Raw genomic sequence first — 23,413 nt, 5'->3', positions numbered from 1 at the left:
ATAAAATGCAGTCTGTTTTTGAAAAAGGTGAAAGAACTTTCAGAAGGTGAATCGGTACTTGAAAATAAAAACAACGACGATTATACTAAGTCCCAGAACGAAGGAGGTCAGGAAATATGAATGAGAAAGTTGAACAGTTGAAGGGAAAATTAATCGTATCTTGTCAGGCATTGCCGGATGAACCGCTTCATTCATCCTTTATTATGGGAAGAATGGCAGTAGCTGCGAAGATGGGAGGAGCATGCGGAATACGTGCCAACACAAAAGAAGATATTCAGGAGATTCAGTCCCTGGTAGATCTTCCGATCATTGGAATTGTAAAAAGAGATTATGAAGACAGCCGGGTCTACATTACACCGACAATGAAGGAGATCGAGGAGCTGATGGAAGTAAAACCGGAGATCATCGCAATGGACGCGACCATATCTGAGAGACCGGGTCAAAAGAGTCTGGATGAGTTTTTCCGAGAAGTGAAGGCCAGATATCCAGAACAACTCTTTATGGCAGACTGCTCTACGGTAGAGGAAGCTCTTCACGCAGATGAACTTGGATTTGACTTTATCGGAACTACGATGGTTGGTTATACAGAGCAGAGTAAAGATGACAAGATTGAGGCTAATGACTTTGAGATATTAAGAAAGATCGTTGCCAATGTAAAGCACAGAGTAATTGCTGAAGGCAATATCAATACGCCGGAGAAGGCAAGACGGGTTATCGAGCTTGGCGCATTCAGTGTGGTTGTTGGTTCTATTATTACAAGACCGCAGCTGATCACAAAGTCATTTGCAGAAGCCCTTGAATAACACGGGCACATAGGAGCAGGGCTTAATATTTTAACATAAAACATGAAAATAATTAAGAAAAGGAGAAAATCATCATGAGAAATCTTGACAAGTACAAAGGAGTCATTCCTGCATTTTATGCATGCTATGACAAAGAAGGCAACATCAGCCCGGAGGGCGTACAGGCATTAACAAAATACTTCGTTGAAAAAGGAGTAAAAGGTGTCTATGTAAATGGTTCTTCCGGAGAATGTATTTACCAGAGTGTAGAAGACAGAAAGATTGTTCTGGAGAACGTAATGAAGGCAGCAGAAGGGAAGCTCACAGTCATTGCCCATGTTGCATGTAATAACACCAAAGACAGTATGGAACTTGCAGCACATGCAGAAAGCCTTGGCGTCGATGCAATTGCGGCGATTCCTCCGATTTATTTCCATCTGCCGGAGTATGCAATTGCTCAGTATTGGAATGACATCAGTTCTGCTGCTCCAAACACAGACTTTGTTATCTACAATATCCCACAGCTTGCGGGTGTCGCATTAACGCAGAGCCTGTTTGCCGAGATGAGAAAGAATCCGAGAGTCATCGGTGTAAAGAACTCTTCCATGCCGGTTCAGGATATCCAGATGTTTAAGCAGGCTGCCGGTGAAGATTATATCATCTTCAATGGTCCGGATGAGCAGTTTATAAGCGGGCGTGTGATCGGTGCCGAGGGCGCAATCGGCGGAACCTATGGGGTTATGCCGGAATTATTCCTGAAAATGGATGAACTCGTAAAAGCGGGAGATATGGAACATGCAAGAGAGATCCAGTATGCAGTGGATGCAATCATATATAAAATGTGTTCCGGACATGGCAATATGTATGCAGTGATCAAAGCAATCCTTAAGATCAATGAAGGATTGGAACTTGGCGGAGTCAGAAGACCGCTTGCAGATCTGATTGACAGTGATATGACAATGGTAGAAGAAGCTGCACAGATGATCCGTGATGCGAAAGCAAAATACCTTGTTTAAGAAATGATTTCATACATTTCGGTGTAAGAGAGCCAAAGCCGGAATGGAAAAGAGAATACTATCGAGATGTTTAGGAGGAAAAACATGCAGGGCTTTACAGTTATTGATTTGGTTATTTTAATTGTATATTTAGCAGCAGTATTGCTGGCCGGACTTCATTTCGCAAAGAAAGAAATGAAAGGAAAAGAGTATTTCAAAGGCGATGGAACGATTCCATGGTGGGTTACTTCCGTTTCAATTTTTGCAACATTGCTCAGTCCGATTTCATTCTTGTCTCTGGCAGGAAATTCCTACGCAGGAACATGGATCATGTGGTTTGCTCAGCTTGGTATGCTGCTTGCGATTCCGCTTACGATCAGATTCTTTCTGCCGATCTACAGTAAGCTGGATATTGATACCGCATATCACTATCTGGAACTGAGATTCGGAAGCAAAGGACTTCGTATCCTTGGTGCAGTGATGTTCATTATCTACCAGATTGGACGTATGTCTATTATTATGTATCTTCCATGTATGGTACTTGGAAGTCTGACAGGAATCAATGTGAACTTACTGATCATCATCATGGGTGTGATTGCAATTATCTACTCTTATACAGGAGGTCTGAAATCCGTACTCTGGACAGACTTTATTCAGGGATCTGTACTATTGATTGGTGTTACATTTTCACTGATCTTCCTGTTGACACATCTGGATGGAGGAATCGGTGCAATCTTCCATGCATTTGCAACAGAGCATAAGTTCCTGGCAGTAGACCAGCCGATCTTTAATCCGAATATTCTGAAAGACAGTGTATTCATCATGATTGTTGGCGCAGGATTCAATACGATGGGATCTTACGTATCCAGTCAGGATATTGTACAGCGTTTTACCACAACAACAGATACAAAGAAACTGAACAAAATGATGCTGACAAACGGTGCATTGTCTATCTTTATTGCAACTGTATTCTACCTGATCGGTACCGGCTTATACGTTTTCTATCAGCAGAATACACTTCCACCGGCAGCAGCACAGGATCAGATCTTTGCTTCTTACATCGCATTTGAACTTCCGGTTGGTGTAACAGGACTTCTTCTGGCAGCAATCTATGCAGCAGCACAGTCTACACTGTCTACAGGACTGAATTCTGTGGCATCAAGCTGGACGCTGGATATTCAGGCTCGTCTGACAAAGAAAGAATTAAGCTTTGAAAAGCAGACAAAGATTGGTCAGTATGTATCTCTGATTGTAGGTATTTTTGCAATCGTTGTAGCGATGGTTCTGGCAAATGGCGGGGTGAAATCTGCTTATGAATGGTTTAATGGATTCATGGGACTGGTACTTGGTATTCTGATCGGCTCCTTTATCCTGGGGGCATTCACAAAGGTTGCCAATACGTTTGGAACAACACTTGCGTTTATTGCGGCATCTGTAGTCATGGTATACATTAAATACTTTGTACCGGCTGAGAGCGTTTCCATCTGGTCTTACTCCATTATCTCCATTGTGGTATCCCTGGTAGTGGGAATTCCTGCAAGTTATATCTGGAGAAAGGTAAAAGGCGATACTTCCGTGCCGGCACTACATACAACAGTATATAAGAACTAGAAATAAGATGGTGAACAGGGGGCGGGGATCTTCTGTTCACCGCTGTCGTTAAAAAAGGAGAAGAGAAAATGATATTTGGAACTATAAATAATCTGAAAGAGTTCCCATTTCTTGAGGAACAGGTGAAAGAATGCTTTGCATATGCGAAGACGCATGACCTTGCTTCATATGAGAAAGGCAGTCATGAAATTGATGGAGACAGACTCTTTGTAAATATTGTAGAATATACAACGACAACACCGGAAAACCGTTTTTGGGAAGCGCATAAGCATTATCTGGATGTGCACGTGATGCTTCATGGCACAGAACAGATTGATCTGAACTTTATACAGAATATGGAACTCAAGGAATTTGTAGAAAAAGATGATTTTCTTCCAATGGACGGGGAAAAAAACAGTTCGGTCATCTTAAGAGACGGTGATTTCCTGATCTGTTATCCGAGTGACGGACACCGTACAGCGGTGGAAGTAGACGGACCGGAGCAGATCAAAAAGGCAATCTTTAAAGTACGCATCTAGTTATCATTCCTTTGGAGGCGGATAGGACTGGTGTCGGCACTTGAAGAAGAAATGAGACAGAGGTATAATGATGAAAGAATATATTAGTATTGATATAGGCGGAACAGCGATCAAATATGGCGTGATCAATGAACACGCAGAGGTTCTGTTCCGAGATGAAAGAGCAACAGAAGCATACAAAGGTGGAGCGTCTGTGCTTGCAAAAGCAATGGAGATTGTGTCAGAACTGGTTCGGAATCGTAAAATCAGCGGAATCTGTATTTCTACAGCAGGGATGGTGGATACCGAAAAAGGTGAAATCTTTTATTCGGCACCATTGATTCCTGATTATGCAGGAACCAGATTCAAAGAAACCATGGAAAAAGAATATGGAATTCCATGTGAAGTGGAGAATGATGTGAACTGCGCGGGGCTTGCCGAGTATATGTCGGGTGCTGCAAAAGGAAGCCGTATTGCACTTGTTCTGACGGTTGGAACAGGAATCGGCGGATGCTTTGTGGCGGACGGCAAAGTGTTTCATGGGTTCAGCAACAGTGCCTGTGAAGTGGGCTATATGCATATGGAAGACAGTGACTTTCAGACACTCGGTGCAGCAAGTATTCTGACAAAAAAAGTGGCTAAGTGGAAGCAGGAGCCGGAAGAACAATGGAACGGATATCGCATTTTCGAAGAGGCAAAACGCGGAGATGAGATCTGTAATCGTGCAATCGATGAGATGACGGATGTCCTGGGAAAAGGAATCGCGAATATCTGTTACGTGATCAATCCGGAAGTTGTTGTGCTGGGTGGAGGAATCATGGCGCAGGAACAGTTCCTGAGAGAAAAGATTGAGTCTGCGATGAGCAGATATCTGGTTCCAAGTATTGCCGCAAACACAAGACTTGCATTTGCACAGCATAAAAATGACGCGGGAATGCTGGGGGCGTTTTATCATTTTATGGGATGCCGGGCAGAAAGACAGGAATAGAAAAGAATGGAATATTATGTAAAATCCGTAGTACCGATTATCGAATCCAATTATGACAAATTTACGACGGTGGAAAAAAATATTGCAGATTTCTTCATACAAAATCGTAAAAAAGTAGATTTTTCTGCAAAAGCGGTGGCAGAAAAACTGTTTGTATCGGAGGCTTCATTATCCAGATTCGCAAAAAAATGCGGATATCGGGGATATCGGGAATTTGTCTATCAGTATGAAGAGACGTTTGTAGAAAAGCAGGAGTCAATCACAGGAAATACCAGGATGGTTTTAAATGCATATCAGGAGCTTTTGAACAAGACATACAGTCTGGTAGACGAAGTTCAGATTGCAAGGATCAACAGATATCTGAATCAGGCAGAACGGGTATTTGTGTGTGGAAAAGGAAGTTCCGGACTTGCGGCAAGTGAGATGGAGATTCGATTCATGCGAATCGGTGTAGACATAGATTCTGTTCTTGACACGGATCTGATTCGGATGCAGGCGGTATTTCAGGATAAACGGAGTCTGGTGTTCGGAATCAGTATCAGCGGAGAGAAAGAAGAGATTCTTTTCTTGCTGAAAGAGGCACATCGAAGAGGTTCCAAGACAGTGCTTCTTACGGCCAATAATAAAGAAGAATATGAAAAGTTCTGCACGGAAGTGATTCTTTTGCCTTCGCTCCGACATCTGAATCATGGAAATGTGATATCACCACAGTTTCCGATACTGATCATGCTGGATATTATATACTCTTATTATGTAGAACAGGATAAATATAAAAAAGAAATACTGCATGACAATACACTGCGGGCACTGGAAGAAGGTACTCGGAAAAGGCGTCGTGTAATAGATCGGACAATGGAAGATCTTTTATAAATCATTTATCGGGAGGGAAAAAGATGCTCATTAAAAATGTGAAAGTGTACACAGAAGACTGGAGATTTGAAGAGGGAGAAATTGTCATTCGAGACGGTGTTTTTGAACGGGTGAACTTCAAAACAGACAAAGAAGAAGTAGAAGAAAATGGAAAAAATGTGCCAGATGGGGCAGAGGATGTCATAGTGGACGGAGAAGGCTGCTTTGCGATTCCCGGACTGATTGATCTTCATTTTCACGGGTGTATGGGGGACGATTTCTGTGATGGAACAAAAGAAGCCATCGAAAGAATTGCTGCATATGAAGCATCGATTGGTGTCACTGCAATCGCTCCGGCGACCATGACACTTCCTGTGGAAGAATTGGTAGACATATTGAAAGTTGCCGCAGAATATAAACAAGAAGCGACAAAGGGCGCTGATTTGATCGGTATTAATATGGAAGGACCATTTATCAGTCCGGCAAAGAAAGGGGCACAGGATGAGAGAAATATCATTCCGTGCGACGCAGAAGTGTGCCGGCGGTTTCTGGATGCTTCCGAAGGACTGGTCAAATTCGTTGGAATTGCACCAGAAGAGAGCAGAAGTTCAATCGCGTTTATTGAGCAGATGAAGGAGAAAGTTAATATATCTCTGGCGCATACCAATGCTGACTATGATACAGCAAAAGCAGCATTTGATGCAGGAGCAAACCACGCAGTTCATCTTTATAATGCCATGCCGGTATTCACACACCGGGCTCCCGGAGTTGTGGGGGCTGTTGCCGACTGCGAGCATGTGATGGCAGAGATCATCTGTGATGGTGTGCATATTCATCCTGCTGCGGTCAGAGCAACCTTCCGGATGATGGGAGAAGAACGCATGATTCTGGTCAGCGACAGTATGCGGGCAACCGGAATGCCTGACGGACAATACACACTTGGGGGGCTGGATGTAAATGTGGTCGGCAATCGTGCAACACTTGTGTCTGATGGGGCTCTGGCCGGGTCGGCGACAAACCTTATGGATTGTATGAGAACGGCAGTCAAAAAGATGGGAATTCCATTCGAGACAGCTGTCGCGTGCGCAACAATGAATCCTGCAAAGAGCTTGGGCGAATATGATAATTATGGCTCCATCACAAAAGGTAAAAAAGCAAATGTGGTGTTGCTTGACGATGAATTGAATTTAAAAATGGTAATCAAAGACGGGGAAATGTTATAAATTCAAAGGGGACGGAGGATTTTTAAAAATCCTCCGTCCCCTTTGAATGCAATTATCACCAGAGAAATCCACAACAAATGTCCACAATCTTTGGATAACTTTCATTTTAGGAGGGTGTATGAGAATTGTTTTTTTAGGTGACAGTATTACGGATGCGAATCATATCTTTTTAAATAATGGTTTGGGAAATGGGTACGTTTATCAGATTTCGGAAAGGCTGAAAAAACAGAGACAGGATTACACTGTTCTGAATCGAGGTCATGACGGTGCGACAGTTCATAGTATCAGAAGAACCCTTGTGTCAGACTGTTTCATGAAGAGACCTGATATTGTCAGCATTTTGACAGGATGCAATGATGCGGGAATCGTGATGAATACGGGAAAGACATTGGAAAAACAAGAGTTTGCGGAAAATTATGAGAAGATTTTAGAGGAGATAAAACAAGAAACGAATGCACAGATTATATGTGTTGGTCCGTTTATCTTTCCGGAGCCTCTGGAATACAAAAACTGGTTTCAGGTCATCGATGAAGCAGAGAGAATACAGGCTGATGTGGCAAAGAGACAACAGGTGAAATATCTACCGCTGCAGAAGAAGATGCAGAAATATGGAGAATTATATGGTTATTCGGCAATTACAACAGATGGGATCCATCTGACAGATATAGGAAGTGAATTGTTGGCCGAAGAATGGATTAAAACAGCGAGCCAGATAATCGTATAGATGTGTAAAATGTGGAAAACACAGTGGGATTGCGTGGATAAACTCACGGGAATACGTGGATAAACTCGCGGGAATGCGGCACGTTAAAGTGATAAAGGAGGGACGGGGGATTTTTAAAAATCCCCCGTCCCTCCTTGACAAAGTTCTGCAAATACGGTACTCTTTTGTTTGTGAATATGTTTTGATATGTAAAAGGCTTTGAAAAGAAGAAGTAATGATCTTTACACCCATACAGAAAGTTGCCGGCGGATGAGAGGCGCATGAAGGAATAGATCATGAATACATCTTGGAGCCGCACACCGAAGACGGATGTCTGCATCTGCAGGATGTTATCTGCCGCAGATGGATATCGCTGTTGAGTAGGCTGTGACGTAGGGCACACGTTACTGTGCGCGGGTTTGTGAATACGCAGACTTAGTGAGGCTTGCAGTGTAAACTGTTGGCGAAGCAAGGTGGTACCACGGGTAATTTCCGTCCTTATCGTATGATAGGGGCGTTTTTTTGTGCTTTATTTTATTTTGCTTGAGAGGTATGTATGAAAAAAGAGAAAAAGCCAAACATGGAAAAACAGAAGATTATTGAAAATTACGAAAGGCAAAAGCAGCAATATATGGAAGCCGGATATGAAGAACGGCAGGAAACGATTTCGATATTGAGGGCTAATGTCATGGCATTTGTGACAGCCGGACCGTTTGTGGTACTGGGGTTGATCCTGTGGTTTTGTATCAGCCCCCTGGCGAAAGAAGGAACTTTTGTACTGGGGAACCAGGCAGTATACTTCTGTTGTCACTGAGTCTTTTTAATATCCTTGCTGCCGGTGGCGATACGACAATCGCCTGCATGTTGTTACGGTATTTTAAGTACGGCAAATGCTGCTATATCCTGGATCATCCGGCGGACTGCGGTTTTGTTGCCTTTGTAAAACAGAATGAATGAAGCAATAAGAAAAGGAGAAATATGATATGGGAATTTATGAAGAACTGATTGCGCGTGGATTGATCGCGCAGGTAACAGATGAAGATGACATCAGAGAGCTGGTTAATAATGGAAAGGCTACGTTTTATATCGGTTTCGACCCGACGGCTGACAGTCTTCATGTAGGACACTTCATGGCGCTCTGCCTGATGAAACGTCTGCAGCAAGCAGGAAATAAACCGATTGCACTGATCGGCGGAGGTACTGCAATGATCGGTGATCCATCCGGAAGAACGGATATGCGTCAGATGATGACGAAAGAAACGATTCAGCATAACTGTGACTGCTTTAAGGAGCAGATGAGCCGTTTCATTGATTTCTCAGAAGGAAAAGCTTTGATGGTAAACAATGCTGACTGGCTTCTGGATCTGAATTATGTAGATGTTCTCCGTGAAGTGGGTGCACACTTTTCTGTAAACCGTATGCTTGCTGCTGAATGTTATAAGCAGAGAATGGAGAGAGGATTAAGTTTCCTTGAATTCAATTACATGATCATGCAGAGCTATGATTTCTATATGTTATTCCAGAAATATGGATGTAACATGCAGTTTGGCGGGGATGATCAGTGGAGCAACATGCTTGGCGGAACGGAACTGATTCGTCGTAAGCTGGGAAAAAATGCATGTGCGATGACGATCACGCTGCTTCTGAATTCAGAAGGCAAGAAGATGGGCAAGACCCAGAGCGGAGCTGTATGGCTGGATCCTAATAAAACTTCTCCGTTTGAATTCTACCAGTACTGGAGAAATGTTGCGGATGCTGATGTTTTGAAATGTATCCGTATGCTGACATTCCTTCCACTGGAAGAGATTGATAAGATGGATTCCTGGGAAGGTGCTCAATTAAATACAGCAAAAGAGATTCTGGCATTTGAGCTGACCAAGCTGGTACATGGAGAAGAAGAAGCACAGAAAGCTCAGGAAGCTGCAAAAGCACTTTTCAGTAAAGGCGCAGCAGCAGACATGCCAAAGACAGAGCTTACGCAGGAAGATCTGACAGATGGTAATATTGATATTCTTACCATGCTTGTAAAGGCAGGAATGACGGCTTCCAAGTCAGAAGCCCGCAGAGCTGTACAGCAGGGTGGTGTAACTGTAGATGGAGAAAAGATCACAGATATCTACCATACATTTGCCGGAGAAGCGCTGGATGGAGAAGGTATCGTTCTGAAAAAAGGAAAGAAAAATTTCAGGAAAATCGTGATGCAGTAATTGCCGGTGAGGCAGACAGATGAGGAAAGAGAAAGATGTATTGCAGTAAATGTGGCACCCAAAATAAGGACGCAGCCCGCTTTTGTAAAAACTGTGGAGAGCCGCTGGATGTCCCGGTGGTCTCACAGCCGGTGAAAAACGCAGCTTCTGCCGGAGAAGAAGGTTTGGAAAAATCAGGAAGACAGGCAGGGGAAGTGCCCGGGAAAAAAGCATCCGGTATCAACCGGAGTAATATAAAATGGATCTGCATAGCAGTCGGAATTCTGATAATTGCTGCTGTCATAGCGTTCGGTTTTATGTCGAAGGATAAAAAAGAGAAGGAAAGATATGATAATTATCTTAGTTCTGCGGATAAATATCTGGAAGAAATGGATTATGAAAATGCAGAAGATGCCTATCTGAATGCGATTAAGATTGATCCGAAAAAGGAAGAACCGTATCTGGGACTGGCAGATCTGTATGCACTGCAGGGAGATTATAAAAAGGCAGATAAGATCCTGTTAAAAGCAGAAGAGGTAATCTATGGGAATACAGATGACGAATCTACTGGAGATACCGTATCCGAGTGGTCCGAACTCAGTGAAAAGAGGCAGGAACTTGCGGATAAGGCTGCTGCCCGGGCGTATTATGATCTGCTGATGGAATACCAGGATACTTACGGAAGTGCAAGGAAAGTTACCATAGATACTTACTGGAAATATCTTGAGGGGCTTGCATTTGCGAAACTTGTTGATTTTGATGGAGACGGACGGGATGAACTGGTGGTCGCTTATGCTGATCCTGCAAAAAAACTGGACTTTATTGCACGTTATTCGATTGAAGTATGGCAGTACCAAGATTATGAATTGCAGAATCTGTTCTCCGGGGAAGGATATGGAAATGATGGTGCAACAACGACTCTTTATATCACCAGTGTGGAAGATCAATATTATCTGATCGAGGGTTCAGCAGATGGTTTCGAATATGATTATTTCTGGGGCTTTCAGGATGGTGATTTCAAACAGGTGCGTTCCCTGGAGATTGATTACGGAATGTATCCGGATATCAATGCAAAAATTGACGGTGAGATGGTGTCGGAAGAAGACTTCAATGCAGAGCAGGGAAAATGGTGGGCGAACTGTCGGACATATGGCCTGTCCAGAGTTGAAGAAGATGAGGATGTAAGCCTTGCTGAATTACAGAATACACTGAACATATTACGAGAGATTCTGGGGATTCAGGATGCCGATCAGGAAACTGCAAAAAAACAGGCTGAAGATAAAGTAAAAGATATTACGCCGGAAGAGATGGCGATCAATATTACAGATCATTATAATGATCTGACAGATAACGATGGAACGTATGTGACATTTATGGAAGAATCTGTAGAGAGTGATCTTGAATACCAGGTATGTCTTCGTTATCAGATGTCAGATGAAGAAGCAGAGAAGATTCTGGCAAATGGCGGTACACCTTCCGCAAATAAGCTGGTTGGAATGGTCACTGTCAATAAGGTTACCGGGGAGGTAACAACGGACTGGGGAGACACATGGAATATGTGGTGAAAGGAATAAGATAGTTGATACTGTGAAAGAATGTGCCTGCATCCGGAACAGTGAAAAGATATGCCGTACAGGGGGGGGAGAATTGCCATCCTGTACGGCATTTGCCTTTTGATACAACTGAAGGGGTTTCAATTGACAAGCTTTCAGAAAGTGCTACAATAAAAAATGGTATTTTTTGTTGTTTTCGAGATAAAAAGGAAATGAAGAGGGATAGAAGAATATGTATTGTGGAAATTGTGGAACACAGAATAAGGATGGCGCAAGATTCTGCAAGGAATGTGGGGAGCCTTTGCAGGCACCGGAGATGTCTCGGTTTCAGACACAGGCACCTGGAGGAGGAACTTCTGGCGCAGTGAAAAAGACTGAGAGAAAAAAATGGATCCTGGCAGCGGCAGGGGTGCTTGTTTTGGCTGTAATCGTAGCGGGGAGTCTCAGCTTTAAGAATAAGCAGGAAAAGAAAAAATATGACAACTATATGACCCAGGCGGAAAAATATATGGAAGATATGGATTATGAAAAAGCCAAAGATTCCTATCTGCGGGCATTGGCAATAGATCCGAAAGAAAAAGATGCATATCTGGGTCTTTATGACCTGTATGTTACACAGGGGGATTTTGACAGAGCAGAAGACATATTAAGGGAAGCGCAGAAGAATGTTCCGGGAGTATCAAAAGGAGAGTACGAGAAAGAAGAAGCCAATAATGGCAGTAATACCGTAGAGGAAAGTGATGAGGTAAATCAGCTGCTGAACAGTGGAGTAGAATTTGAATGGGTGATGAAACCGAGAATAGAAGCTGAAAGTATCTACTATGTGTCAAGTGCGGATTACGAAGAGAACTCAATCAATGATATACAGAGGCAGAAGATGTCACCCTATGCGGTTATAGAGACAGAAGAGGGGCTGGGCCTGATCGATATGGAAGGTAATCCGGTGACAGAGATGATATATTCCGATATCTATACCGTATGGACAGATTCGGAAGATCAGTACATGCTGACACGCAGTGAGCCGCAGTATGAAGCAGAATGGGACTGTGACTGGGAGATGTACTGCCTTCAGAATGGCGAGGTCGTTCCTGCTATGTTCGGAGATGGGGGTATGCCGTTCAGTTACTATATTTATCGAAATGAACTCCATAATACGATCGAAGATGCTGAATGGGATATGGAGCTCAAATACAGTGTTCCTCAAGATGCAATTCCGATTCAGAAGCTGGATCGGTTGTTGGGAGTGTATGAGTATGATTACAGCTGGCCGTTGGATGAAGATGCTCCATTTGCAGTATATGCAGATGGAAAACTGGTTACGGATTTTATATATGATGCATGTGGTTCCTGCGCAGCAGGACTGCTCGCAGTTCAGAAAGATGGAAAATGGGGCTATATCAATGAACAGGGAGAAGAAGTCATTCCGGTTGAGTATGACGCCTCATGGAAAAAATATACGCCGCTTATGAATGCTGCAGGATCCGACAAATATCAGGAATTCTGTTATGCGGCTTCCGATGGCTATGTTGTTCTCTGTAAGGACGATGTATGGGAACTTCGGGACGTGTCGGGAAATATTGCAATTCGTCCGGGAATGTTTGAGGAGATATGTCCGGTCTATGAGAATAAGTGCTGGGTAAAAAAGAATGGAAAATGGGGTATCATTGAATTACAGACGAAAGACTCCAAAGAAGATCAGACAGAAAATGAGAAGGTGACAGCCCAGGAATACCAGGATATCTATGGACCGATTCTGGATCAGATATTGGAAGAATATGGAGAATATAATGGATATTATCTGTATGATATTGATAAAGATGGCGTAAAGGAGCTTCTGGCACAGGAAGGTGACTGTGAGGCGGCTTATATGTATCAGATCTATACCATTAAGGATCATGCATGTGTCTATCTGGGAGAGATTACAGGAGGGCATTCGATGTTTTATGCAGATGAAAGTGGAGGAAAAGAATCATACATTATCCGACATTGTGCACAAATGGGACATGAACAGTTATATCATGTCAGCATACAGAACGGTAGCGTAACTGAGGAAGAGATATCTGAGAGGGATCTGGAAAGTTATGATGATGAATATTATTCAAATCCATATCCACTGGAATATACATATGTAACGGATCGGACGTCGTTACAGTAAGGAAGAGAAGATGAGCGAGAGAAGATTAACTATTATTGATACCGGAAGCCGCTTAACAGAAGTAAATCTGGATGCGTACGGAAAACAGGAACTGAAGATCGGAAGAAATAAAGAACGATGTGATATTGTGATTCCGGATGAGATCATATCCGGATTACATGGCATATTCCGATTGCAGGGCGAACAGATCTATTATATGGATCAGGATAGCAGTAATGGGACTTTTGTCGGTAATTCAGGACAAAAGAGACTTCTGGATGCAAAAGCGGGATATGTGGAACTGTATGACAAGTCCGTGCTTCGCATCGGCAATATTCACGCGCCGGATAAAATGGTCCTGCTGCTGCTCCAGGTGGTAGCAGAGGATGAAGTGTGGAAAACAAAATCGCTGGATCGTGCAAGCATTACGATCGGACGTTCCAGAGAGAACCAGATTGTACTAAGGCATCCCGGAATTTCAAAGGTGCATTGTGAGATCCGGAATCAGAACGGCTGCTTTGTATTGTATGATTGTGACAGTGCCAATGGAACGATGCTCAATGGGGATAACGTATCCGAGCCGGTAATATTGAAGGATAAGGATCTGATACAGATTCTGGATTTCCAGCTGTTCTTTTCCAATGAATGCATATATTATAAGAGTGTTGAAAAAGGTATTTCGCTGCGTGCAGAAGGAATCAATAAGTATGTAGGTTCAAAGAATAAGAGAAAACAGATACTGAGAAATGTCAGCTGTGAGATCCGTCCAAATGAGTTCGTTGCGATTATTGGTGGTTCCGGAGCAGGAAAGACGACACTGATGAATGCAATCAGTGGTTTTGAACCGGATTTTGAAGGAAAGGTATATTGTAATGGAATTGATCTGATCGAACAGTTCCAGAATCTCAAGAATATTATTGGTTTTGTACCGCAGCAGGATATTATCTATGAGAACCTGACACTTCACAGAATGCTGTATTATACAGCGAAGATGAAGATGCCGAAAGATACACAGCCACAGGAGATCACGCAGAGAATTCAGGAAGTCCTTGAGATGGTGGATCTAAAGGCGCATCAGAATACTTTCATCCGAAAGCTGTCAGGAGGACAGAAAAAGAGAGCAAGTATTGCGGTGGAACTTCTGGCAGATCCGAAGCTGTTCTTTCTTGATGAGCCAACCTCCGGTCTGGATCCGGGAACAGAGAAGAATCTGATGATTACGTTGAGCAAGCTTGCAAAGACACAGAATAAAACCATTATTATGGTTACACATACAACGCAGAATCTGCATCTGTGTGACAAAGTAATCTTTATGGGACCGGGCGGAAGATTATGCTTCTGTGGCAATGTAGAAGCCGCAAAGGAATTCTATGGAACGGATGATCTGGTAAATATATATAATATGATTGCGGAGAATCCGGAGAGATGGGCGGAAAAATATGCAGTATACAGTAGTAATACTGGAATCAGAAAACGTTCCTCAGGAAGAACAGATCTGGTAAAACCTAGAAAAGAATCTGCCTTTCGGCAATTCCTGATCCTGACGCAGCGATATGCGGAATTGATGATCAATGATAAGCCACGTCTGTTTCTTCTGTTGGTACAACCATTGTTGATTGCGATTCTTCTGAACATTGTGGCGGATAATAAAGTATTTAAGATATATGAAAGCACGAAGTCCATGCTGTTTGCTCTGAGCTGTTCGGGAATCTGGATCGGACTGTTTGATGCGATCCAGGAGATCTGCAAAGAAAGAGTCATCCTGAAACGAGAGTATATGGCGAACCTGAAGCTGCCTGGATATATATTCTCCAAGTTTGTTCTTCAGGCAGTGTTGGGGCTGATACAGACAATGATCCTGACACTGGTATTCCTGGGGCTGATAGGAAAGGATAAGCAGGGAATCTTTCTGGATCATTTTGCGCCGGAGATACTCCTGACTATGTGGCTTACGATTCTTGCTTCTATCACGATGGGATTTGTAATATCATCCATGGTAAAAACCGGCGATAAAGCTATGGCGGCTGCTCCGTTTGTGCTGATCGTTCAGCTGCTTTTCAGCGGAATCCTCTTCACCTTAAAAGGAGCAGGAGAGATCATTTCCTACTGTACCGTGAGCCGATGGTCCGTAGAAGCACTGGGAAGTATTGCCAAATTAAACAGACTGGACCTGAAGCTGCAGAAAGATTTTCCGATGCTGGAACATGAAGCAGAAAGCTTTTTCAAAGCATCAAAGATGCATGTGGCACAGTCATGGATGATTCTGGCAGGAATGACCATACTACTGCTGATCGTAAGTATGCTGTTATTAAGAAATATTTCGAAAGACCGCAGGTAGAAAGGAAGAGAGAATGGTAGATTATTTAGAAGGCTGGAAGGATCTGTATGAGGTACAGATCCCTTTGGTGGAACATCCGGGATTTAAAGAAGATATTCTGATTCGAAAAAAAATAGATCCGATTGAGCCGGAAGAACCTGCGATACAGGAGGTATATACGGGAGAAGAGCCTACATCCGTTCGTCAGGATGCCGGAGAGTATATGGGAGAAGACCCTACAGTTCTTCTGGACCAGCTGCGGACATGTCATGTTTATATCAGACGATTGAGTGAGACATCGAATTATGAGATTACAAAGAGCCCGTTTGTGATTGGAAAAGCTGCAGATTGTGATTATGTGATCCGGGACAATACGACTGTCAGCAGACATCACGCACAGATTCTGACAACAGAGGAAGGATATATGATCAAGGACCTGGAGTCGTTAAATCATACCTATATAGATCAGAATCAGATAACCGGTCCGGAAAGGCTGGCAGATGGCATGGTGTTTCAGATATCTGATGTGGAATTTCAATTTATTGTGGAGATGAAGTAGGATCATGATGGAGACAATATCAGATACATATGTGATACTGGAAAAGCTTGGAGAAGGAAGCGGCGGTATCGTATACAAAGCGTATCATAAGAGGCTGGAAAAAGAAGTGGTCATAAAAAGGCTGCGAAAAAAAAGTGTGAATATGGAGATCAACCGTCAGGAGGTAGATATTCTGAAGAATCTTCATCATACATATCTTCCGCAGGTTCTGGATTTCCTGAGTGTAGACGGAGAGATCTATACAGTGATGAGCTATATCCCGGGAAAATCTTTCAAGCAGTTGATGGAAGAAAAATACCCATTTACACAGAATGAGCTGATCCGTTGGGGAATGCAGCTGTGCAGTGCGTTGAATTATCTGCATAATCAGAATCCTCCGATTATTCACGGAGATATCAAACCGGCGAACATCATGCTGACACCGGATGGCAATATCTGTCTGATAGATTTTAATATCTCTTTTTATCTGGATGGAACGACAATCCTTGGATATACAGATGGATACACTTCTCCGGAGCAGTATATTATTGCGCTGGATCAGGAGTCGGCTTCCAGCCTGTCCAATTATACAAGTATTAATGAAAAAAGCGATATATACAGTGTCGGTGCTACATTTTACCATCTGGTGACGGGAAAGAAAGCCGGAAATTATCGGGAACGCCCGGATGTCTCTGCTCTTGAAGGTAAGGTTAGTGAACCATTTGCAGGTATTATTCTGAAGGCGATGCAGATTGATCCGGATGACCGGTTTCAGAGTGCATTTGAGATGTTTCAGGCGCTCCAGGGAGTTACCAGAAAGGATCAGAGATATCAGGCGCTTCTGAAAAGGCAGGTGGCAATCCGGATGGGACTTGTGGGACTGATGGCAGGATTTATTGTGCTTGGAGGATACGGAATTCATAATATAAAACTGGAAAAAGTTGAAAAATATAATTCGTTGATCGATAAGCAGACGGAATATCGTGAGAATTGTGATTATGAGAAAGAAGAAAAGATCTATCAGGAAGCAATAAAGGTGATGCCTTCTGCTCTGGAAAGCTATTATCAGAATGCGCGCGCTCTGTATGAACAGCAGAAGTATGAGGAATGCCTTGAATTTATTGATTATGACATTCTGGAAAATGAAAAGCTGGATATGCGGGATGAGCGAGGCGCAGATATCTACCATCTGAAAGCGGAATGCTGCATGCAGCTGGAAAAGTATGAAGATGCTGTGAGTGCCTTTGATCAGGTGTTTCAGTATGGCGGATATAATTGTGAATACTACAGAGATTACGCAATTGCACTGGCATATGATGCAGATACTTCCAAAGCACAGGAAGTGCTGGATGAGGCAATTGATCATGGGCTTGAGGAAGACTCCATCTATTATACAAAAGGCGAGATCGAAAAATCCACAAGACAGCTGGATTCTGCAGCGGAAGAATTCCGTAAGTGTATTGAGATATCGGACAATGATGAGCTGAAGGCAAGAGCGTATGTTATGCTCAGCAAGATCTATGAAGAACAGAACCTTCGAACGAAAGAAAGGGAGATATTAGAAGAGGCAAGAAAGAATGTTTCCATCGATCATCAGATGCTGATTCTGGAACGTCTGATACAGGTAGATATTGACCTTGCAGAAAATTCCGCTGACAGACAATACCGCGACGAGGCAATTGATGTGTTGCAGGAGGTGATCGAACAGGGATGGGATACCTATGATACATATAATAATCTCGTGATCCTGAATGAAAAACAGGGGTATCTGGATAATGCCAGAAGTGCGCTGGCAAAGATGGAGAAGCTGTTTGGAGAAGATTATAATATCTACAAGCGATATGCGTTTCTGGAAATTGATATACAGGCATTAAAAAATAATTCGCAGAGAGATTATCGTACATTTGAAAAGTATTATCAGAAAGCAGTGAGTATGTATCAGAGCCAGATGAAGGATAATAATACCGATGCAGAGATGGGACTTCTGGATAATGTATATCAGCAGGTGAAGGCAGGAGGTTGGCTGTAATGGGAATGATACTTGTAGGAATCAGTGTACTTGGAATTGTGGGATGTTGTGTGGCACTTCTGATGACCGGACGGATATTTAAAAAGCAAAAAGAGCAGTTGTTGGAAGAGATTGAGAAAGAATAGCAGGGAGGAACAGATGAAGAAAATATTGAAATACGTAATTGCAGTGGTGATGTTCTTAACTGTAGGAATCGGATTCATGCCGATCCTGTCACTTGGTGTTGTGGAACTATCGGTAGCTGATATTATTAAAATCGGATTCGGCGGCAGATCGGATGGATCGATTGTCGAGGAAGTACAGACACTACTCAGAGAATATGTAAGTGATTATTCTTATTATCTGCTGATATTGATGCTTGGTATCCTGTTCGCCGCAGCCATGACGGCGGCATTGTCCAATAAAAATGCGTATCTGGCATCGCTGATCTGTCAAGTGGTTATCAATCTGTTTGCCGGTATTATGTTTTTCCAGATGACGGATAAAATCAGATCTATCAGGGATGTGATTGACTTTTTTGGAATGGGAGATTACATCTATGTAATCAGTACTCCGGCGATCGTATGGGTGGTTGTATACGTGATTATTTTATTCCTGACATCATATGGAATTCTTCTGAAGGAGGAGGATACGGCTCAGGTTCCGGGAGATATAATTGAGGAAAGTTTTCACCATGTACGTAATCCAAGGGAAAATACGCCACAGCAAAAGAGCAAAGAGCAGATGTATCTGGATCGCATTCAGGAACTGGAGGCACAGAAATCCAGGAAACCGAAGCGACAGGTTATGATTGATAAGGTTCCGGAAAATCATATGAGAGAAGAGGATACCGTTGCAGATACGGCAAGGCTGGTAATGCCCGGCAAAGTTCCAAAAGCAGCAGAAAAAACCAATCAGGATTTTCAGGGGGCTATCGTTGGGAAAAGCGGTATATATCATTCAAAAGCATATATGATGAAGGATCGCATTCCGGTATATTTCTGTGGGCATAAACAGCCGTTTGTTACAACAAGAAGTACAGGCGGAGAAGGTCTGGCGAAGGTATATTATGTTGCAGAATATCAGGAATATTGTGTAATACCGATGGGGATGAAAAAAGTATTTCTGGAAAGCGGACAGCCTTTGGGAGCAACACGTGAGTATTATCTGCCAAGAGGTACAGAGATATATCTGGAAGATAATAGATTCCGGTTTTTACTGGCATAAGCATAGGAGGTATACAATATGAGTAACGATGATAAAACTGTATTTGTCAATTATGACAAAATAATTTCAAATTCAACGCTGGATCAGGCGTATATGGAACTTGGAAAAGCATATTATGAGGGCAAATTTGAAGATCCATTGCCACAGCTTCTTCCACTTTTTGATAAGATCACGAGAATCAAAAAAGAAGAAGGGGGCGACTATATCGTGTGCCCGGAATGTGGAAAACAATTAAGTAAGACTGCTGCTTTTTGCGGACAGTGCGGCTGCAGGATAAGATAGAAAGATAAAGGAGGTAATATGATATGGCATTTCAGGAAATTGCAATTGAAAGCCTTGTGTGTAATCCATTTACGAAAATATCTAAGGAATGGATGCTGATCACGGCAGGAGATGAGAAAAAGAGTAATACCATGACGGCAAGCTGGGGAGGACTCGGGATTATGTGGGGCAAAAATATTGCCACTGTCTATATCCGTCCGCAGCGGTATACGAAGGAATTCGTAGATGCAAATGGTACCTTTACAATCTCATTTCTCTCAGAGGAATACAGAAAAGCATTGAATGTATGTGGTACGGTGTCAGGAAAAGATGTAGAAGATAAATGGCAGGAAGCAGGTCTTCATCCATATCCGGTCGATGGTACCGCAGCTGTGAAAGAGGCAGATCTGGTGCTGGTATGTAAGACACAATATCATCAGGAAATGAAGCCGGAGTGTTTTGATGTGACTGAGAACGATGAAAAATGGTATCCACAGAAAGATTACCATACGATGTATATGGCAGAGATCGTAAAAGTATTGAAAAAATGTGAATAAAAAAGGACTGTTGTAAAATATAGATGTATATTCAGAATGAAAATGCTATATTTTGCAGCAGTCTCTTTTTTATTCGTATCTTCTATCGACACTTCAGGTACTGTACACTGTATGGAGGAAGTTCCAGCTGACCGGTCATATGAACTTCTTTGTCGGTCAGAAGGTCAATGGAAGTCCCGTTCAGGTCCTGATGATATGCGGTGTATGGAGCATCGGATGCATTGACTGCTACCAGAACACGTTCTTGTACAGAAGCGCGTTCGAAGATCAGCTGATGATTCTGAATGACTACATTTTTATAAGAACCATTGCAAAGGGCGTCACTGTGCCAGCGAAGTGCAATGAGCTTTTTGATATATTCGGTCAGGTCATTCGGCTTTGGTTCGTCAAAGCATGGCCTTAATGCATAGTCATTATCCGGTGCTTTTTCGCCCGTCTCTCCCCATTCGCTTCCGTAATACAGACAGGGGATACCCGGCATTCCAAGCAGAAGTCCGTAGGCAAGAGGAATATGTCTCTTGTTGGTCAATATACTGGAAAGTCTTGTGACATCGTGATTATCAGCAAATGTCATCAGATGCTTGCCACGGTAAATACACCACTGGTCGCTGCCAAATTGTCTGTGCAGAGAATGTGCGATCTCAAACAGATTCATGGAATTGAAGCTTGAGAATAATCCTTTGTAGCATTCGTAATTGGTACAGCTGTGAAGCATCTCATCGTTAACGATCTGATTGTAATCGCCAAACAGAACTTCTCCGATCAATGCGAACTCCGGCTTTAATTCCTGCGTAAAGGAGCGGAGACGACGCATAAAGTCCCGGTCCAGACAGTAGGCAACGTCCAGCCGTAGTCCATCAATGTCAAAAGTATCCATCCAGAATTTTACGCAGTCCAGGAGATAATCAACGACGGCTGGATTCTGAAGGTTCAGTTTTACAAGTTCATAATGCCCTTCCCAGCCTTCATACCAGAAACCGTCATCATAGGCACTGTTGCCGTCAAAATTAATACAGAACCAGTCTTTGTATGGGGAATCCCATTTTTTCTCCTGTACATCTTTAAAAGCCCAGAAACCACGTCCGACATGATTGAATACACCATCCAGAACAATCTTAATTCCATGTGCATGAAGATCCTGACACACTTCCTTAAAATCATCATTGGTTCCCAGACGAACATCTATCTTTCTGAAATCTCTGGTGTCGTAACCATGGTTGTCAGATTCAAAGATTGGATTCAGAAGAATCGAATTAATTCCGAGGTCTTTCAGATAGTCGGACCAGTCCAGAAGCTTGCGGATGCGCGGAACACAATTCCCATCGTTGTGTGTAGGAGCACCGCAGAAACCAATTGGATAGATCTGATAAAAAACACTGTTATAAGCCCACATATTTTATGCCCTCGCTTTCTTGTATTTGTGATAGGTCAGGGCCACAATCAAAGTGACAGCCATTATTATATCAAAATTTTACAGATTATTCCATGTATATAGTTATTCAATTTTGTCGGGACGAATTTCCATTTCTTTTTTCTGGAAAATGATGTACCACAGGAACAGAAAGACTCCTTTAAAAATACTGGAAATTGTAATGCTCCACCAGATTCCGTTCAGCCCAAGAACTGTCCGCGTAAAAAAAAGTGCCAGTGGAATTCTTGCAGCAGTAAAAGATATGCTGATAACGGATGGTGGAATGGTCTTTCCATATCCGGAAAAGGCACCTGCGGTCGTGATCTCAACACTCATGAGCAATTGAGAGACACCAAGGATCATCAGGTAGTCAACTCCGAGAGGGAGGATGTCTGCCTCAGTAATAAAGATTCTGAAAATCGGTGCTGGAAAGAAAATCAGAAGTATCGTGCAGAAAATGCCCCACAGCAGTACGATTCCCATAGCTGACCAGTACCCGGACCGGATTCGGTCTTTTTTTCCGGCACCGTGGTTTTGCGCAATAAAAGAATTTACAGCTGCAGCAAATCCGTCTGCGGTCATCCAGGAGATGGATTCGATCTGAGATCCTACTTTTTGCACCGCAACAGCGGCGTCTCCGTAACCGGCTACCATTCTGGCAATGACCATGGAGATGCTGGTAAAAAGCATGTTCTGTATGGATGTCGGAAAACCGATCTTCAGGATGGATCCCATATAACGAAGGTTGGGAAGTTTGCATACATGCACATTGGGAAAAATGACCGTATCTTTTGCCGCATAATACAAAAACATCAGTGTAACAATGATCTGTGCGATAATAGTCGCAATAGCGGCTCCGGTTACCCCAAGTTCAGGGAACGGGCCGATTCCAAAGATCAGGAGCGGATCTAGAATAAGGTTCACGACCAGGCCTGCTGTGGTAGCAAGAAATGCCGCCCGGCTGTTGCCGATGGCGGTAAATATTCCGGTAAATGTCTGGTTCAGGAAAGAAAAGACTACAAGACCGCAGGTAATCATAAGGTACCGCCTGGCATCCGTGATGACTTGTACACTGTTTAATTGGAAAAATCCGATCAGGGGCGATGCAAAGACCGCGCAGATCAGACCGTATAAGATTCCGAAGAAAGCAGTAAGCTGCAGAGCATTGCCTGCATATTCAGAAGCCGCATCACTTTGACCAGACCCAAGAGAGTAACCGACATTTACCTGTCCACCCATTTTGGACAGGGCGGCAAGGCCGTTGGAAAGCCACATATACATTCCGGCAGCGCCTACAGAAGCAACGGCATTGCTTCCGATTCTTCCGATCCAGATCATATCAGTCAGGTTATAAGCCATCTGGATCAAAGAAGTTGCCATGATTGGAACGGCGAGTCTGGTTAAAGATGAAAGGACAGGATCTTCTGTCAGGTTAATTGTTTTCTGCATGATTATATCCCCCAAGAAAAAAACTTGCATTTTCGCAGAGATATTATATCATAGAAGAAAAAAAGAGAAAACCATGTTTGAAAAATTAAGAAAAATAGTTGACACGCGTGGATCCGTATAATAT

The 23,413-nt window shown here is 43.0% G+C and carries 21 protein-coding genes and 1 other annotated feature; of the genes, 19 read left to right on the top strand and 2 right to left on the bottom strand.

Annotated features, from left to right (window positions below):
- Positions 1–116: 116 nt before the first annotated feature.
- The 19 genes from JQM82_RS07160 (at position 117) to JQM82_RS07075 (ending at position 20,429) form a co-directional block, all read left to right on the top strand.
- A complete protein-coding gene (locus JQM82_RS07160; RefSeq protein WP_235249391.1) occupies positions 117–803 on the top strand; it encodes an N-acetylmannosamine-6-phosphate 2-epimerase in 687 nt (228 codons plus the stop codon).
- 74 nt (positions 804–877) lie between these two features.
- The gene (locus JQM82_RS07155) at positions 878–1,798 is read left to right on the top strand and encodes a dihydrodipicolinate synthase family protein (protein ID WP_235249390.1); all 921 of its coding nucleotides are present in this window, start codon (positions 878–880) and stop codon (positions 1,796–1,798) included.
- An 84-nt stretch (positions 1,799–1,882) separates the two neighbouring features.
- On the top strand, positions 1,883–3,388 hold the full coding sequence (locus JQM82_RS07150) for a sodium:solute symporter (protein ID WP_235249389.1): 1,506 nt from the start codon (positions 1,883–1,885) through the stop codon (positions 3,386–3,388).
- Positions 3,389–3,456: 68 nt separating this feature from the next.
- On the top strand, positions 3,457–3,906 hold the full coding sequence (locus JQM82_RS07145) for a YhcH/YjgK/YiaL family protein (protein WP_235249388.1): 450 nt from the start codon (positions 3,457–3,459) through the stop codon (positions 3,904–3,906).
- 70 nt (positions 3,907–3,976) lie between these two features.
- Complete coding sequence (locus tag JQM82_RS07140) at positions 3,977–4,873, top strand: ROK family protein (RefSeq protein WP_235249392.1); 897 nt, start codon at positions 3,977–3,979, stop codon at positions 4,871–4,873.
- Between the two features lie 6 nt (positions 4,874–4,879).
- Positions 4,880–5,743: a MurR/RpiR family transcriptional regulator gene (locus JQM82_RS07135; protein WP_235249387.1), complete on the top strand. Its 864-nt coding sequence runs from the start codon at positions 4,880–4,882 to the stop codon at positions 5,741–5,743.
- Between the two features lie 23 nt (positions 5,744–5,766).
- Complete coding sequence (gene nagA, locus JQM82_RS07130) at positions 5,767–6,945, top strand: N-acetylglucosamine-6-phosphate deacetylase (protein ID WP_235249386.1); 1,179 nt, start codon at positions 5,767–5,769, stop codon at positions 6,943–6,945.
- A 118-nt stretch (positions 6,946–7,063) separates the two neighbouring features.
- Complete coding sequence (locus JQM82_RS07125; RefSeq protein ID WP_235249385.1) at positions 7,064–7,669, top strand: SGNH/GDSL hydrolase family protein; 606 nt, start codon at positions 7,064–7,066, stop codon at positions 7,667–7,669.
- Positions 7,670–7,858: 189 nt separating this feature from the next.
- Positions 7,859–8,151 (top strand) — a binding site (T-box leader).
- Positions 8,152–8,204: 53 nt separating this feature from the next.
- Complete coding sequence (locus JQM82_RS07120; protein ID WP_235249384.1) at positions 8,205–8,462, top strand: hypothetical protein; 258 nt, start codon at positions 8,205–8,207, stop codon at positions 8,460–8,462.
- Positions 8,463–8,631: 169 nt separating this feature from the next.
- The gene (gene tyrS / locus JQM82_RS07115) at positions 8,632–9,855 is read left to right on the top strand and encodes a tyrosine--tRNA ligase (protein WP_235249382.1); all 1,224 of its coding nucleotides are present in this window, start codon (positions 8,632–8,634) and stop codon (positions 9,853–9,855) included.
- A gap of 35 nt (positions 9,856–9,890) precedes the next feature.
- On the top strand, positions 9,891–11,399 hold the full coding sequence (locus JQM82_RS07110) for a zinc-ribbon domain-containing protein (protein ID WP_235249381.1): 1,509 nt from the start codon (positions 9,891–9,893) through the stop codon (positions 11,397–11,399).
- Between the two features lie 220 nt (positions 11,400–11,619).
- Positions 11,620–13,542 (top strand): WG repeat-containing protein, encoded by a 1,923-nt coding sequence (locus JQM82_RS07105; RefSeq protein WP_235249380.1) that lies wholly within the window; start codon positions 11,620–11,622, stop codon positions 13,540–13,542.
- A 10-nt stretch (positions 13,543–13,552) separates the two neighbouring features.
- Positions 13,553–15,859 carry an FHA domain-containing protein gene (locus JQM82_RS07100; RefSeq protein ID WP_235249379.1) on the top strand — a complete coding sequence of 769 codons (2,307 nt, stop codon included), beginning with the start codon at positions 13,553–13,555 and terminating at the stop codon, positions 15,857–15,859.
- Positions 15,860–15,872: 13 nt separating this feature from the next.
- Positions 15,873–16,397: an FHA domain-containing protein gene (locus JQM82_RS07095; RefSeq protein ID WP_235249378.1), complete on the top strand. Its 525-nt coding sequence runs from the start codon at positions 15,873–15,875 to the stop codon at positions 16,395–16,397.
- Positions 16,398–16,401: 4 nt separating this feature from the next.
- Positions 16,402–18,405 (top strand): protein kinase domain-containing protein, encoded by a 2,004-nt coding sequence (locus tag JQM82_RS07090; protein WP_235249377.1) that lies wholly within the window; start codon positions 16,402–16,404, stop codon positions 18,403–18,405.
- Positions 18,405–18,530 carry a hypothetical protein gene (locus JQM82_RS16200; RefSeq protein ID WP_268827686.1) on the top strand — a complete coding sequence of 42 codons (126 nt, stop codon included), beginning with the start codon at positions 18,405–18,407 and terminating at the stop codon, positions 18,528–18,530. The genes JQM82_RS07090 and JQM82_RS16200 overlap by 1 nt, the downstream gene beginning before the upstream one ends.
- Before the next feature lie 13 nt (positions 18,531–18,543).
- On the top strand, positions 18,544–19,611 hold the full coding sequence (locus JQM82_RS07085; protein WP_235249376.1) for a hypothetical protein: 1,068 nt from the start codon (positions 18,544–18,546) through the stop codon (positions 19,609–19,611).
- 18 nt (positions 19,612–19,629) lie between these two features.
- A complete protein-coding gene (locus JQM82_RS07080) occupies positions 19,630–19,893 on the top strand; it encodes a zinc ribbon domain-containing protein (protein WP_235249375.1) in 264 nt (87 codons plus the stop codon).
- A gap of 23 nt (positions 19,894–19,916) precedes the next feature.
- On the top strand, positions 19,917–20,429 hold the full coding sequence (locus JQM82_RS07075) for a flavin reductase family protein (protein ID WP_235249374.1): 513 nt from the start codon (positions 19,917–19,919) through the stop codon (positions 20,427–20,429).
- Between the two features lie 82 nt (positions 20,430–20,511).
- Here the strand turns inward: JQM82_RS07075 and JQM82_RS07070 are convergent, their stop codons facing one another.
- Positions 20,512–21,822: an alpha-amylase family glycosyl hydrolase gene (locus JQM82_RS07070; RefSeq protein ID WP_235249373.1), complete on the bottom strand. Its 1,311-nt coding sequence runs from the start codon at positions 21,820–21,822 to the stop codon at positions 20,512–20,514.
- Positions 21,823–21,924: 102 nt separating this feature from the next.
- Positions 21,925–23,289 carry an MATE family efflux transporter gene (locus tag JQM82_RS07065; RefSeq protein WP_235249372.1) on the bottom strand — a complete coding sequence of 455 codons (1,365 nt, stop codon included), beginning with the start codon at positions 23,287–23,289 and terminating at the stop codon, positions 21,925–21,927.
- Between the last annotated feature and the right edge of the window lie 124 nt (positions 23,290–23,413).

Source organism: Faecalicatena contorta (assembly GCF_021531995.1).
Taxonomy (GTDB): Bacteria; Bacillota; Clostridia; order Lachnospirales; family Lachnospiraceae; genus Dorea_A; species Dorea_A contorta_A.
Note: the sequence above shows the minus strand (reverse complement) of the source record. Positions and strands in the feature narration are given on the sequence as shown.

Excerpts from the sequence above, each read along its gene's own strand:
- JQM82_RS07160 (WP_235249391.1), top strand. The coding sequence starts at position 117 with ATGAATGAGAAAGTTGAACAGTTGAAGGGAAAATTAATCGTATCTTGT.
- JQM82_RS07155 (WP_235249390.1), top strand. The coding sequence starts at position 878 with ATGAGAAATCTTGACAAGTACAAAGGAGTCATTCCTGCATTTTATGCA.
- JQM82_RS07150 (WP_235249389.1), top strand. The coding sequence starts at position 1,883 with ATGCAGGGCTTTACAGTTATTGATTTGGTTATTTTAATTGTATATTTA.
- JQM82_RS07145 (WP_235249388.1), top strand. The coding sequence starts at position 3,457 with ATGATATTTGGAACTATAAATAATCTGAAAGAGTTCCCATTTCTTGAG.
- JQM82_RS07140 (WP_235249392.1), top strand. The coding sequence starts at position 3,977 with ATGAAAGAATATATTAGTATTGATATAGGCGGAACAGCGATCAAATAT.
- JQM82_RS07135 (WP_235249387.1), top strand. The coding sequence starts at position 4,880 with ATGGAATATTATGTAAAATCCGTAGTACCGATTATCGAATCCAATTAT.
- nagA (WP_235249386.1), top strand. The coding sequence starts at position 5,767 with ATGCTCATTAAAAATGTGAAAGTGTACACAGAAGACTGGAGATTTGAA.
- JQM82_RS07125 (WP_235249385.1), top strand. The coding sequence starts at position 7,064 with ATGAGAATTGTTTTTTTAGGTGACAGTATTACGGATGCGAATCATATC.
- JQM82_RS07120 (WP_235249384.1), top strand. The coding sequence starts at position 8,205 with ATGAAAAAAGAGAAAAAGCCAAACATGGAAAAACAGAAGATTATTGAA.
- tyrS (WP_235249382.1), top strand. The coding sequence starts at position 8,632 with ATGGGAATTTATGAAGAACTGATTGCGCGTGGATTGATCGCGCAGGTA.
- JQM82_RS07110 (WP_235249381.1), top strand. The coding sequence starts at position 9,891 with ATGTATTGCAGTAAATGTGGCACCCAAAATAAGGACGCAGCCCGCTTT.
- JQM82_RS07105 (WP_235249380.1), top strand. The coding sequence starts at position 11,620 with ATGTATTGTGGAAATTGTGGAACACAGAATAAGGATGGCGCAAGATTC.
- JQM82_RS07100 (WP_235249379.1), top strand. The coding sequence starts at position 13,553 with ATGAGCGAGAGAAGATTAACTATTATTGATACCGGAAGCCGCTTAACA.
- JQM82_RS07095 (WP_235249378.1), top strand. The coding sequence starts at position 15,873 with ATGGTAGATTATTTAGAAGGCTGGAAGGATCTGTATGAGGTACAGATC.
- JQM82_RS07090 (WP_235249377.1), top strand. The coding sequence starts at position 16,402 with ATGATGGAGACAATATCAGATACATATGTGATACTGGAAAAGCTTGGA.
- JQM82_RS16200 (WP_268827686.1), top strand. The coding sequence starts at position 18,405 with ATGGGAATGATACTTGTAGGAATCAGTGTACTTGGAATTGTGGGATGT.
- JQM82_RS07085 (WP_235249376.1), top strand. The coding sequence starts at position 18,544 with ATGAAGAAAATATTGAAATACGTAATTGCAGTGGTGATGTTCTTAACT.
- JQM82_RS07080 (WP_235249375.1), top strand. The coding sequence starts at position 19,630 with ATGAGTAACGATGATAAAACTGTATTTGTCAATTATGACAAAATAATT.
- JQM82_RS07075 (WP_235249374.1), top strand. The coding sequence starts at position 19,917 with ATGGCATTTCAGGAAATTGCAATTGAAAGCCTTGTGTGTAATCCATTT.
- JQM82_RS07070 (WP_235249373.1), bottom strand. The coding sequence starts at position 21,822 with ATGTGGGCTTATAACAGTGTTTTTTATCAGATCTATCCAATTGGTTTC.
- JQM82_RS07065 (WP_235249372.1), bottom strand. The coding sequence starts at position 23,289 with ATGCAGAAAACAATTAACCTGACAGAAGATCCTGTCCTTTCATCTTTA.